Origin of the sequence: Arthrobacter zhangbolii (genome assembly GCF_022869865.1) — a bacterium.
Taxonomy (GTDB): domain Bacteria; phylum Actinomycetota; class Actinomycetes; order Actinomycetales; family Micrococcaceae; genus Arthrobacter_B; species Arthrobacter_B zhangbolii.
Genome location: NZ_CP094984.1, coordinates 2,221,735 through 2,234,862 on the forward strand (window position 1 = coordinate 2,221,735; position 13,128 = coordinate 2,234,862).

A 13,128-nucleotide genomic window follows, 5' to 3' on the forward strand; every position below is an offset into this window, starting at 1 on the left:
GCGCGTCATTCCCCCGCGGAGGCGGGCAGCAGGCGCACCCGCATTGCCACCCGCTTCCCCATGGCATCGAGCCCGAGTGCCGCTTCGTGTTGTCGCAGTGCCCCCAGTTCTGCCTGAGGGTCCTGCACAACCTCGAAACCGCAGCTGGCATAGAACGGCGCGTTGAAGGGCACGCCGGCAAACGTGCAAAGCGTCATGGTGGCATAGCCCTGCTCCCGGGCCCATTCCAGGGCCGCTTCCACCAGTGCCCGCCCCAGCCCGGCACCGGCGGCGTCAGGATGGGCCGAAAGCTGTTCCAAATGTGCCTGCCCGTCGATTTCCTCCAGCCGGGCGAACCCGGCGGGCGGACGTCCGGCTACCAGGACCCGGCGGGCAGCAATGAACTCGGGCAGAGTGGCCACCGGCGGGAGTGCCGCCTGCGAGGCCCGCACACCCGGCGCCGCGGCCAGCAGAGTGTCGGAAGCGGCCTCCAGGGCCGGCAACAGCGGATAATCACGGGCGTCCGCCGGCCGCACATGGACTCCCCGCCCAGATGAAGGTTCCCGCTTCATGTCCGCTCCCGGTGTTCGAGAACCGCGGAAAAGTCCTCCAGCGGCGGCATCATCCTGCGCAGCGGTGGCGGGCATACCGCTTCCGTCGGCACCTGCACCCCGTCCACCAGTTCCACCGTCGTACCCAGTTCCAGCCCCAGCAGCGCACCGGCCAGCTGCTTACCAGTGACGCCGTCGAGCATCTGGCGGCACTCAGCCGCAGGAAGGAACCGCGCTTCAAACCCGCCGCCGGCACCGGTGAAGGCCGCCACCGTGGTCGCCAGGGTTCCGCCGTCGAAGAGGAACGCGATGGAATCGCCCCGGCCCGGGCCTCCCTGCAGATAATCCACGGCCAGGACCCGGCCGACGTCGAACCCGGGATCCAGCGTTTCCCGGGCGATGCGGCGGGCGGCGGTGCGTGGATCCTCACCTGCCTTGACCACGCCCGCCGGCAGCTGCCACGGGCCGGTCCCGTAGCGCAGGAGGAGGATCCCGCCGCCCACGGTGCGGATGACGGCACCGGCCGTGGTGCTCCGCTTGAAGATTGAACCGTAGTATCCGCTCAGTCCCGGTGCTGCCATAGTGTCCTCTTTCCGTGGTGCCGGACTGCTGCAATGGAACCATGCAGGACGGTTAAACACGCAACGCCGGACAGGTAGTCCGGCGTTGCGTGCATGGCGGAGTTACTTGCCGAGGAACTTATCAAAGCCCTTGGGCAGGTTCAGCGATGACGGATCGAAGTCCGTGTCCTGGGCGCCGAAGGCGCTGCCGGTGGGCAGTGCCTTGCGGGCGCCGGACCGCCGGGCCTCCGCTTCGGCGCGTTCCTGCGCTGCCTTGGCGGGGTTGCCGGACTTGGCCTTCTTCTTGCCCTTGGCAGCCTGCTGTTTCTTGCGTGCGCCGCCGAAACCGCCGGGGCCGGCCATGCCTGGCATCCCCGGGATGCCGCCGCCCTGGGCCATCTTCTTCATCATCTTCTGGGCCTGGACAAAGCGCTCCAGGAGGCCGTTGACCTCGGAGACGTGCACGCCGGAACCGCGGGCAATGCGGGCGCGGCGGGAGCCGTTGATGATCTTCGGGGCCACGCGCTCGTGCGGCGTCATGGAGCGGACAATGGCTTCGACCCGGTCGATCTCGCGCTCGTCGAAGTTCTCCAGCTGCTCACGCATGCCGGCAGCGCCGGGCATCATCATGAGCATCTTCTTCATGGAGCCCATCTTGCGGATCTGCTGCATCTGGGCGAGGAAGTCGTCGAGGGTGAAGTCTTCCTGGTCGGCGAACTTCTTCGCCATCCGGTTGGCTTCGTCCTTGTCCCAGCTCTGTTCGGCCTGCTCGATCAGGGTCAGGACGTCGCCGAGGTCCAGGATACGGCTGGCCATGCGGTCCGGGTGGAAGACCTCGAAGTCGGTCAGCGCCTCACCGGTGGAGGCGAACATGATCGGCTTGCCGGTAACCGAGGCCACCGAGAGGGCGGCACCGCCGCGGGCATCGCCGTCGAGCTTCGTCAGCACGACGCCGGTGAAATTCACGCCTTCGTTGAAGGCCTGGGCCGTGTTGACGGCATCCTGTCCGATCATGGCGTCGATGACGAAGAGAACTTCGTCCGGGTTGATGGCGGCGCGGATGTCCGCGGCCTGCTGCATCAGTTCCGCGTCCACGCCCAGGCGGCCGGCGGTGTCCACGATGACGACGTCGTGCAGCTTGGTGCGTGCTTCCTCGACACCCTGGCGGGCAACGGCTACCGGATCACCGGTGGCGGCTTCGAATTCGGAGGAGACGCCGGGGTGCGGTGCGTAGACCGGTACGCCGGCACGTTCGCCGTTGACCTGGAGCTGGCGGACGGCGTTGGGCCGCTGGAGATCCGCTGCCACGAGCAGGGGGCTGTGGCCCTGGGACTTCAGGTGCTTGGACAGCTTGCCTGCGAGGGTGGTCTTACCGGCACCCTGGAGGCCTGCCAGCATGATGACCGTCGGAGGGTTCTTGGCCAGACGCAGCCGGCGGGTCTCGCCGCCGAGGATGCTCTTGAGCTCCTCGTTGACAATCTTGACCACCTGCTGGCCCGGGTTCAGGGCCTGGGAAACTTCCAGTCCCAGGGCGCGTTCCTTGACCGACGCTGTGAAGGCGCGCACTACCGGAACGGCGACATCGGCGTCCAGCAGGGCGCGGCGGATCTCGCGTACGGTGGCGTCGACATCGGCCTCGGTGAGCCGGCCCTTGCCTCGCAGGTTTTTGAAGGTTGAAGTCAACCGGTCAGACAGTGAATTGAACACGTGCCGCGCACTTCTTTCGTCAGTTTCTTCGCCTTGTTTGGCAGGCCCAGCTGTTAAGGGTACCAAGCCGGTCCGGCAAATTGCCGCCACAGCCTTACTCGGAAGCGGATGCAGTGGGAGGCTGGATAAATGCCGGATCCTGAGCACGTGCGCACCCTGCTGATCCTTGGCGGCACCGGAGACCTTTCCGGCCGGCTGCTGCTTCCCGGGCTGGCCCGGGTGGTCGGCCAGGGCCGGGCACCGGGAATCACGGTGATCGGTTCAGGGTCCCGGGACTGGACCCGTGAGCAGTGGCAGGACCGGATGCGCTCCAGCTTCGACTCTGCCTACGAGGCAGCGGACAGTGCCGGGCGGGAGCAACTGCGCGAAACAGTGGACCGTTCCCGCTACCTGAGGCTGGATCTCTCCTCCGGAACCGAAGTGAACGAGCGCATCCGGGAGCTGCCCGGCCCGCTGGCCGTCTACTTCGCGCTTCCCCCGGCACTCACCGCGCAAACGGTGGACCGCCTGCGGGACCTGCCACCGGGTACCCGCCTGGTCTTGGAGAAACCCTTCGGCAGTGACCGGGATTCGGCCGTTGCCCTCAACCAGGCGCTGTCCCGCCTGGTCCCGGAGGCGGACGTCTTCCGGGTGGACCATTTCCTGGGCATGACCACGGTGATGGACATCCTGGGGCTCAGGTTCACCAACCGGCTGCTGGAGCCTGCGTGGAACAACCTGCACATCGAAAAAGTGGAAGTGGTATTTGATGAGCAGCTGGGGCTGGAAGGACGGGCAAAGTACTACGACAACGCCGGTGCCTTGAAAGACATGATCCAAAGCCACCTGCTGCATGTGATGGCTTTTATGGCCATCGGCGTGCCGGCCACCCTCGGCGAGCGCGATCTGCGTGACCTCGTGGCCGCCACCCTGCGGGCAGCAACCATCGATCCGGCGACCGGCAGCCGCCGTGCCCGCTACACTGCCGGAGCCGTGGACGGCGAGGAACTGCAGGCCTATGCAGACTCCCCCGGCGTCGATCCGTCCAGGGGCACCGAGACCCTGGCCGAGGTGGTGGTCCACATCAGCAATGACCGCTGGGCAGGCGTCCCGTTCATCCTGCGTTCCGGGAAAGCGATGAACCGGACGCGCAAGGAGGTGCTGGTGACGTTCCGGCCCGTGAGCCATCTGCCGGCCGGATTCACGGGGGTGACGGATCTGCCCTCCCGGCTGCGGATATCCTTCGGCCCGGCGGAAATTGAACTCGAGCTGAACGTCAACGGCCCCGAGAATGTCTTCCGGCTCGAGCGCACCGGGCTGAAAGGACCGACCCACGTGTCGCACCTGACTCCGTACGGCGAGGTAATTGAATCCGTACTGGACGGAGACCCCCTGCTCTCCGTGCGTGCCGACATTGCGGAGGAATGCTGGCGGATAGTGGATCCGGTGGTGCGGGCCTGGGCCGCGGATGAGGTGCCGCTGGAGGAATACCGGGCCGGAACGCAGGGACCGCCCGGCTGGGATACCAGCCGGGCGGACCTGTAGCGGTATTAGAGGGCGCTGTCCCCGCGCTCCCCGGTACGGACGCGCAGCGCCTCCTCCACGTTCACCACCCATACCTTCCCGTCGCCGGCGCGCCCGGTGTTGGCGGTGGACACCAGGACATCAACAATGTCATTGACCCAGTCATTGGCCACCAGCACCTCCACCCGGACCTTGGGCAGCAGGTCCACGGTGTACTCCGCGCCGCGGTAGACCTCGGTGTGGCCGCGCTGGCGGCCGTAGCCGTTCGCGGAGCTGACCGTAAGTCCCTGGACTCCGTAGCTCTCCAGGCTCCCCCGGACGGCGTCCAGCTTCTCCGGACGGACAATGGCGGTTACGAGTTTCATGAGTTGACCGTCTCCTTGGTGGTGGTGCGTGCTGTTTCGGGGAAGGGCGTAAAGGATCCGCCGGTGCCCAGGCCGCCGAATTCGTAAGCGGTTTCCGCGTGTTCGCTCAGGTCCACACCGTTGACCTCGGCTTCTTCGGATACCCGGAAGCCCATGGTCTTGTGGATGGCCAGGCCGATCACCAGGGTCATCACCGCTGCGAACACGATGGCGATCAGTGCTGCGGCGAGCTGGGCGCCGAGCTGGGCAAGTCCGCCGCCGTAGAACAGGCCGCCGCCGGCGCCGTCAACCGGCAGTGCAATGAAGCCCAGGGCCAGGGTGCCCACCAGACCCGCAACGAGGTGCACGCCGACAACGTCCAGCGAGTCGTCATAGCCGAAACGGTACTTGAGCCCGACGGCCAGGGCCGCCAGCACACCGGCAACCAGTCCAAGCCCCACGGCGCCCAGCGGGCTGACGTTGGCGCAGGCCGGAGTGATGGCGACAAGGCCGGCCACAACTCCCGAGGCGGCCCCCAGCGAGGTAGCGCGTCCGTCGCGGATCCGTTCGGTCAGCAGCCAGCCGAGCATGGCGGCTGCGGGAGCGGCGAGGGTGTTGATCCAGATAAGACCTGCCTCTTCGGCAGTCCCGGCCGCGCCGCCGTTGAACCCGAACCAGCCGAACCAGAGCAGGGTGGCGCCGAGCATCACGAAGGGGATGTTGTGCGGCCGCTGGCTGGGGTCCTTGCCGAATCCCTTGCGCTTGCCAATGATCAGGGCCAGTACCAGGCCTGCGACGCCGGCGTTGATGTGGACCACGGTGCCGCCCGCGAAGTCGATGGCTTCGCCCACCACGGAGCCCACCGCTCCTTCAGCGCCGAGCAGCCCGCCGCCCCAGACCATAAAGGCCAGCGGGCAGTACACCAGCGTTACCCAGATGGGTACAAACACCGCCCAGGCGCCGAACTTTGTGCGGTCCGCTATCGCCCCGCTGATCAGGGCCACGGTGATGATGGCAAAGGTGGCCCCGTAGCCGGCACTGATCAGATCCTCCGTACCGAGGATGTCCTCCAGTCCAAAGGAGGTGAAGGGATTGCCGAACAGGCCGGCGATGCCGTCGCCGCCCGTCATGGAGAAGCCCCAGAGCACCCAGACCACACCAACGAGCCCAATGGATACGAAGCTCATCATCATCATGTTCAATGCAGCCTTGGCGCGGGTCATGCCGCCGTAAAAGAATGCCACCCCCGGTGTCATAAGCAGCACGAGCGCCGCCGAAACCATCACCCAGACGTGACCTGCTGACAGATCCATCTTCACGTCCCTTCACCTGTGGCGGGTCTTTCCCGCCTGGAAAGAACTTTGCCGGGGCCAGATTTCCGGGTGTGCCTGATGGTGTTGCCGGGAGGTTACAAAGCCGCCGCTCCGGTAAAAGGCCCGTGTCGGAACGGTTTCGGGCAGGTTTCCGCCACCGGGTACCGGACAGCACAATGCCCCGCCCTCCTGATCGGAGGGCGGGGCATTGTCTTTGGCTGGCTGCGTCGTCGGCCGGCCGGACCTAGCTCAGCAGTGCGTCCACGAAGCTCTCGGCTTCGAAGGGTGCCAGGTCATCTGCGCCTTCACCCAGGCCCACCAGCTTCACGGGGACACCCAGGGTGCGCTGGATGGCGACGACGATGCCGCCCTTGGCGGTGCCGTCCAGCTTCGTCAGGACAATGCCGGAGATGTTGACCACCTCGGCGAAGACCTTCGCCTGGGTCAGGCCGTTCTGGCCGGTGGTGGCGTCCAGGACCAGCAGGACCTCGTCCACGGCGGCCTGCTTCTCGATGACGCGCTTGACCTTGCCGAGCTCGTCCATCAGGCCGACCTTGTTCTGCAGCCGTCCGGCGGTGTCGATAAGGACCACGTCCACTTCGCCGTCGATGCCGGCCTTGACCGCTTCGAAGGCCACCGATGCCGGGTCCGCACCGTCAACGTCGGAGCGCACCGTGGGGACACCCACGCGCTGGCCCCACGTGGCCAGCTGTTCGGCCGCTGCGGCACGGAAGGTATCCGCGGCGCCCAGCAGCACATCCTTGTCCTCGGCCACAAGAACGCGGGCCAGCTTGCCCACGGTGGTGGTTTTGCCGACGCCGTTGACGCCGACCACCATCACCACGGCCGGAGTCTCGGCGTGGCGCTCGACGGCGAGGGAACGGTCCATGGTCGGATCAACCAGCTTGATCAGTTCCTCGCGCAGCATCGCGTGGACTTCCTGCGGATCCTGGCTGCCGGAAACCTTGACCCGCGAGCGCAGCGCGTCCACCAGTTCCATGGTGGGCTCGGTGCCGAGGTCTGCCAGGAGAAGGGTTTCCTCAATCTCGTCCCAGACGTCTTCATCGATCTTGTCGCTGGAGAGCAGGGCCAGCAGCGCCTTGCCCAGGGCATTGTTGGATTTGGCCAGCCGGGCCCGCAGCCGGGCCAGACGGCCCTGTACCGGTTCCGGGGTTTCAATGGTCCGGGCCGGCGGGGCGGGGGTTTCCTCCAGGTCGCGGAGGTCGTCGGGAACAACGACGTCGGTCTCCCCCGGCGGCGCTTCCAGCGTGTCGGTGCCGGCGGCGGATCCGGTCACCGGATCATTGGCGTCGCGCCGGGTGGGATACATGCTCTTGGGTGTGCGCCGGGTCCTTACCAGCAGCGCAGCCACAGAGCCGACCACCGCCAGGGCGACGAGGACGTAGATCACTATCGATAGGGTCTCATTCACGCTTCCAAGCTTCTCATATGCCGCTCACGGGCCACCCGGGCATCTGAGAGAATCAGCTTATTATGGTGCGCACTCCCCGAATCCGAATCCCGCAGGAAATCAAGGTCCTTATCGCGGCCGCCTTCGTCATTGCCCTCGGCTTCGGCATAGTGGCCCCTGTCCTGCCGCAGTTCGCGCTGAGTTTCGACGTCGGCGTCACGGCATCGTCGGTGATCGTCAGCGCCTTTGCCTTCACCCGGCTGGTGTTCGCCCCGGCCGGCGGCGTGCTGCTGGAAAAACTCGGTGAACGCCCGGTGTATATCGCCGGCCTGCTGATCGTGGCGCTGTCCACGGCCGCCTGCGCTTTCGCCCAGAGCTACTGGCAGCTGCTGATTTTCCGCGGCCTCGGCGGCATCGGCTCGACGATGTTCACCATTTCCGCCATGGCGCTCATCATCAGGCTGGCTCCTCCTGAAGTCCGCGGCCGGGTGTCCAGCGCCTATGCCTCGTCCTTCCTGCTCGGCAATATCGGCGGGCCGCTGCTCGGCGGCCTGCTGGCCGGTTTTGGCCTGCGCGTTCCGTTCCTGGTGTATGCCGGCGCCCTGGTAGTGGCGGCCGGCGTGGTGTTCCTGCGCCTCAAGGACGCCCGGCCCGCCCCCGGCGCGGAGGAGACCAAGCCTGCCGCCCTGCCGGCGCTGACCGTGCGGGAAGCGCTGCGCGATTCGGCCTACCGGGGCGCCCTGGTCTCCTCCTTCGCCAACGGCTGGTCCTCTTTCGGCGTCCGAAACGCCCTGGTGCCGCTGTTCGCCGCTGCTGCCCTGTCCGCCGGCCCCGAGGTGGCCGGCATTTCCCTGACCGCCTTTGCCGTGGGCACCGCCGTCGTCCTGACCTTCTCCGGACGGCTGGCCGACAGCTGGGGCCGCCGCCCGCTGCTGCTGATCGGGCTGGCGGTGAACGCCGTGGCCACCGCGATGATCGGTTTCAGCTCCAGCGTGACCGAGTTCCTGATCATCTCCGTCATTGCCGGTATGGGCACCGGCCTGCTCAACCCCGCCCAGCAGGCCGCGGTCGGTGACATCATCGGCAACGGACGCAGCGGCGGCAAGGTCCTGGCCACCTTCCAGATGGCCAGCGATACCGGAGCCATTGCCGGGCCGGTGCTGGCCGGTATGCTGGCGGATTCGCTGGGCTACTCATGGGCGTTCGGGGTGACCGGCGGCATCGTGGCCATGGCCTTCGTGGCCTGGCTGGCGGCGCGGGAAACCCTGCCTTCGCGTAAGGCAGCCGAGGCCCGCACTACCATCGAGGAATGAAGCCTTTCCTGCTTGTTGCCACCCGCGCCGAAGACGACGCCGCGGATGAGGAGTATGCCTCCTTCCTGCGCTTCGGCGGCCTCGCGGAAGAGCAGCTGCACCGGGTCCGGCTGGAGAAGGAACCGATGCCCCCGGTGAACCTGGCGGACTACAGCGGCATCATTGTCGGCGGCAGCCCGTTCAATTCAAGTGATCCGGAGGAGTCCAAGTCCGCTGTCCAGCTGCGGGTGGAGGCCGAACTCGGACAGCTGCTGGACGACGTCGTGGCCCGCGACTTTCCGTTCTTCGGCGCCTGTTACGGGGTGGGAACGCTGGGCCGCCACCAGGGCGGGACGGTGGACCGCACCTACGGCGAGCCCATTGGACCGGTGGAAATCCGACTGACCGCCGAGGGCCGGCGGGACCCGCTGCTGGACGGGGTGCCGGAGCGTTTCTCCGCGTATGTGGGGCATAAGGAAGCGGTGGCCCAGCTGCCGCCGCATGCGGTGAACCTGGCGGGATCGGCCACCTGCCCGGTCCAGATGTTCCGGATCAAGTCCAACCTGTACGCCACCCAGTTCCATCCGGAACTGGATGTGGCCGGTCTGCTGACCCGGATTTCCGTGTACCGGCACGCCGGATATTTCCCGCCGGAGGAAGCGGAGACCGTCATGGAGGCCGTCCGCGGCTCGGCGGTGCACGTGCCTCCGCAGGTGCTGGCCAACTTCACCGCCCGGTACGCCCGCTAGCTAGCGCGGCCAGGCGCGGCCCGCCGTACCGGGGTCAGCTGCCGGTCCCGCGGTCAGCTGCCGGTCCCGCGTTCGATCCGCTGGCTGATGACGGTCGAAACGCCGTCGCCGCGCATCGTCACGCCGTAGAGGGCGTCCGCCACCTCCATGGTGCGTTTCTGGTGGGTGATCACAATCAGCTGGCTGGATTCGCGCAGCTCTTCGAAGATGCCGATCAGCCGGCCAAGGTTCGTATCATCCAGTGCCGCCTCGACCTCATCCATCACGTAAAACGGTGAGGGGCGGGCCTTGAAAATGGCCACTAGCAGCGCCACGGCGGTCAGCGACCTCTCTCCCCCGGACAGCAGCGAAAGCCGCTTGATCTTTTTGCCGGCCGGCCGCGCCTGCACTTCGATGCCGGTGGTCAGCATGTTCTCCGGTTCGGTGAGCACCAGGCGGCCCTCGCCGCCCGGGAACAGCCGCGCAAACACGTGTTCAAACTGTTCGGCGGTGTCGCGGTAGGCGGCCGTGAAGACTTCCTCCACCCGGCGGTCGACGTCCGCAATGATGTCCAGCAGGCCCCGGCGGGTGGCTTTCAGATCCTCCAGCTGGGTGGAGAGGAACTGGTGGCGTTCCTCCAACGCGGCGAATTCCTCCAGGGCGAGCGGGTTGACCTTGCCCAGGGCGGCCAGGTCCCGCTGCGCCCGTTTCAGCCGCTTTTCCTGTTCGGCCCGCACATAGGGGACGCCCTGCATGAGTGGATTGCCGTCCTCGTCCACCGGGATGTGCAGTGCCGCCCATTTGTCCGTTCCGGCGCCTTCGGCTTCCGCCGGCACCGGAACCGGCTGGTCGGGGCCGAAATGGGCCAGCAGGTGCTCGGCGGTGACGCCCAGCTCTTCCAGTGCGCGGGCTTCCAGTGCCTCGATCCGCAGGGCGTGCTGGGCACGGTTGAGTTCATCCCGGTGCACGGAGTCGGTGAGCCCGGCAAGCTCGGCTGCGGCTTCAACGTTGGCTGCGCGCACGGACGAGAGTTCGGCGTCGCGCGCGGCTCGGTTCTCCTCGGCGCGGTCCCTTTCCTCCGCCGCGAGCGACAACGAGTGCTGCAGGCGGGCAAGCACAGTCTCGGCCGCCGCGGCCACGGCTTCAGCCCGGGCCTGCTGCCGGGCACGGTGCCGGGCGCGTTCAACTGCTGCCGCCCTTGCCCGCTGTTCTGCCGCTGCCGCCCGTTCCAGCGATTCTGCCCGCCCGGACACTGCCTTCAGCTGCTCCTCCGCTGACCGCAGCGCCAGCCGGGCATCCATTTCCGCCCGGCGGGCCGAGGCCGCCCGCAGCGCCAGTGCGTCGCGCTCGGCGGCGGACGGTTCCGCGTCGGGCAGCTGTTCCTGCCCGGCGGCGGCAAGCCTGCCGGACACCGTTGCCAGGTGCTCTTCCGCGTCCGCCACATTTGCCTCCGCAGTGGCCACCAGCGCGGCAAGGCGTTCGGCTTCGCCCGTGGCGGCCCTGACCGCGGAGGCCAGTGTGCCAAGGCGCTCGGCAACGGCGGCCAGCCGGGCATCGGACTCGTGCAGTGCGGACAGCGCTGCTTTGCTGCGGGCCCGGCAGGCGTCGACCTGGGCTTCCGCCTCGGCCATGCCTGCACCGGCCTGCTCCGCCCGGGTCCGCGCAGCGGCCAGCCGGGCATCGGTCTCCTCCACCGCGGCCTGGATCGCGATGAGCCCCGGCGCCGAGGCTGATCCGCCGCGGGCCCTGAACACGGACAGCACGTCCCCGTCGGATGTCACGGCGGTGACCCCGGGCCGGGCGGATACCAGTGCCGCGGCATCATCCAGACTCTCCACTGCCACGGTGTCTGCCAGCAGCTGGTTCAGCGCTGCCTGGATCCTGGCATCGGCACTGATCAGGGACAGTAGCGGCACTGCCCCTGGCACAAGGTCAGGGCCGTCGGCGGCGGACAGGACCGTGTGCCCGGCCGGAAGTCCGCCCAGCAACAGCTCGACCTGCCCGTCGCCGGTGTCCTTGAGGTGGCGCAGCGCCCGGGCAGCGGCTGCCAGGTCATCCACCGCGAGCGCTTCCGCGGAAGCACCCAGGGCCGCCTCGACTGCCCTCTCATACCCCGGCTTGACGCTGATCAGATCGGCCAGCGGCGCCAGCACTCCCGCAACGCCGGCCTCACGCAGTGCCCCGCTGCCGTCGCGCCGGTCCAGCCCCACGGCGAGCGCGTCCCTGCGCGCCGAGAGGGTCTCCATTTCACGCACCGCTTCATTGCGGGTGTCCAGCAACTGCTCCAACGCATCCCGGGCGGCCGCCAGTTCTGCCTCGGCCGCCTCATAGCCGGCGTCGAGGTCCGCTTCGCCGGCTTCGTCACCGGCAACGGACACCTCAAGCTGCTCAAACTCCGCCTGCGCGGTTGCCCGGCGCTCCCCCGCTGCCGTGATTGATCCCTGCAGCCGCTCCAGTTCGGCCTGCGCGGAAGCCAGCCGGGAGCGGGCAGCATCTTCCTGCCCGGACAGCCGGGCCAGCCCTTCGCGGCGGTCCGCCGCCGCACGGAGCACGGCCGCGAGGCGTTTCTCCTCGGCAGCCGCCTCCTCCTCGGCGTCCTCACGGATTTCGACGGCGTCCTCCAGCCGTGCCTGCCGGTCGCGGATGTCCGCTTCAAGTGCGGCGGCCTCCGCCCGTACCCGCTCCGCGGAGGCCAGCAGCTGCTCCGGGTCCCGTCCGGAACCGGCTGCGGGCTCTTCGGTCCCCAGCAGCCGGGCACGTTCAGAGGCCAGTGCGCTGAGGGAACGGAACCGTTCCTGCAGCGAAGAGAGCTCATACCAGGTCTCCCGGGCGGCGTTCAGCGCCGGAGCCGCCTGGGCGGCCAGTGTCTCCAGCTCCGCCTGCCGTTGCCGGCCGGCCGCTACCGCTTCTTCAACCTGCGCACGCCGTGCCTTGAGTGCCGCTTCATCTTCAGCTTCTTTTTCGTAGGAGGCCTTCAGGGTGGCCAAATCATCGGCGAGCAGGCGTGAGCGGGCGTCGCGGACGTCCTGCTGCACGGTCTTGGCGCGGCGCGCCACGGCCGCCTGCTTGCCCAGCGGGCCGAGCTGGCGGCGCAGTTCGGCGGTCAGGTCCGTCACCCGCGCCAGGTTCGCCTGCATGGCCTCAAGCTTGCGCAGCGTTTTTTCCTTGCGCCGTCGGTGCTTGAGGATGCCTGCCGCCTCCTCTATAAACCCCCGGCGTTCCTCCGGCGTCGCGTGCAGCACCTTATCCAGCTGGCCCTGCCCGACTATGACATGCATCTCACGGCCCAAGCCGGAATCGGAGAGCAGTTCCTGGATGTCCAGCAGCCGGCAGGGGCTGCCGTTGATGGCGTACTCGGAGCCGCCGGCACGGAAAAGGGTGCGCGAAATAGTGACTTCGGAGTATTCGATCGGCAGCGCGCCGTCGGCGTTGTCGATGGTCAGCGATACCTGTGCCCGGCCCAGGGCCTGCCGGCCCGAGGTACCGGCAAAGATCACGTCCTCCATCTTGCCGCCGCGCAGTGTTTTCGCGCCCTGTTCCCCCATCACCCAGGCCAGGGCATCCACCACGTTGGACTTCCCGGAACCGTTGGGGCCCACCACGGCGGTTACGCCGGGTTCAAACTCAAAGGTGGTGGCCGATGCGAAGGACTTGAAGCCTCGCATGGTCAGGGTCTTCAGATGCACTGGGGTTAATCTCTCCTGCCGGGGTTGATCTCCTAAATCTACGCGGTTAGCGTC

The 13,128-nt window shown here is 67.7% G+C and carries 10 protein-coding genes; 3 read left to right on the forward strand and 7 right to left on the reverse strand.

Annotation, left to right across the window (positions count from 1 at the left end; all coding sequences use genetic code 11):
* Positions 1 to 5: 5 nt before the first annotated feature.
* From MUK71_RS10385 to ffh, 3 genes are all read right to left on the reverse strand, one after another.
* Positions 6 to 551 (reverse strand): GNAT family N-acetyltransferase, encoded by a 546-nt coding sequence (locus MUK71_RS10385; protein ID WP_227927640.1) that lies wholly within the window; start codon positions 549 to 551, stop codon positions 6 to 8.
* A complete protein-coding gene (locus MUK71_RS10390) occupies positions 548 to 1,111 on the reverse strand; it encodes an NUDIX domain-containing protein (RefSeq protein WP_227927639.1) in 564 nt (187 codons plus the stop codon). The genes MUK71_RS10385 and MUK71_RS10390 overlap by 4 nt, the downstream gene beginning before the upstream one ends.
* Before the next feature lie 102 nt (positions 1,112 to 1,213).
* Entirely contained in the window at positions 1,214 to 2,797 is a 1,584-nt protein-coding gene (gene ffh / locus MUK71_RS10395; RefSeq protein WP_227901478.1) for a signal recognition particle protein, read from the reverse strand.
* 129 nt (positions 2,798 to 2,926) lie between these two features.
* Here ffh and MUK71_RS10400 point away from each other — a divergent pair, with 129 nt between their 5' ends.
* Complete coding sequence (locus tag MUK71_RS10400; RefSeq protein ID WP_227927638.1) at positions 2,927 to 4,321, forward strand: glucose-6-phosphate dehydrogenase; 1,395 nt, start codon at positions 2,927 to 2,929, stop codon at positions 4,319 to 4,321.
* Between the two features lie 5 nt (positions 4,322 to 4,326).
* Here MUK71_RS10400 and MUK71_RS10405 read toward each other — a convergent pair whose 3' ends face one another.
* The 3 genes from MUK71_RS10405 to ftsY all read right to left on the reverse strand — a co-directional run bounded on the left by MUK71_RS10405 (position 4,327) and on the right by ftsY (position 7,389).
* Positions 4,327 to 4,665 (reverse strand): P-II family nitrogen regulator, encoded by a 339-nt coding sequence (locus tag MUK71_RS10405; RefSeq protein WP_227901476.1) that lies wholly within the window; start codon positions 4,663 to 4,665, stop codon positions 4,327 to 4,329.
* Entirely contained in the window at positions 4,662 to 5,957 is a 1,296-nt protein-coding gene (locus MUK71_RS10410) for an ammonium transporter (protein WP_227901475.1), read from the reverse strand. Before MUK71_RS10410 ends, MUK71_RS10405 begins: the two co-directional genes overlap by 4 nt.
* A 244-nt stretch (positions 5,958 to 6,201) precedes the next feature.
* Positions 6,202 to 7,389, reverse strand: a complete 1,188-nt coding sequence (gene ftsY / locus MUK71_RS10415; protein ID WP_227927637.1) for a signal recognition particle-docking protein FtsY — start codon at positions 7,387 to 7,389, stop codon at positions 6,202 to 6,204.
* A gap of 62 nt (positions 7,390 to 7,451) precedes the next feature.
* On the opposite strand from ftsY, the gene MUK71_RS10420 reads away from it, so the two are divergent.
* Together MUK71_RS10420 and MUK71_RS10425 are read left to right on the forward strand one after the other, a co-directional pair.
* Entirely contained in the window at positions 7,452 to 8,681 is a 1,230-nt protein-coding gene (locus MUK71_RS10420; protein WP_423724587.1) for an MFS transporter, read from the forward strand.
* Positions 8,678 to 9,409, forward strand: a complete 732-nt coding sequence (locus MUK71_RS10425) for a glutamine amidotransferase (protein ID WP_227927635.1) — start codon at positions 8,678 to 8,680, stop codon at positions 9,407 to 9,409. Before MUK71_RS10420 ends, MUK71_RS10425 begins: the two co-directional genes overlap by 4 nt.
* A 53-nt stretch (positions 9,410 to 9,462) precedes the next feature.
* Here MUK71_RS10425 and smc read toward each other — a convergent pair whose 3' ends face one another.
* Complete coding sequence (smc, locus tag MUK71_RS10430; protein WP_227927634.1) at positions 9,463 to 13,074, reverse strand: chromosome segregation protein SMC; 3,612 nt, start codon at positions 13,072 to 13,074, stop codon at positions 9,463 to 9,465.
* Between the last annotated feature and the right edge of the window lie 54 nt (positions 13,075 to 13,128).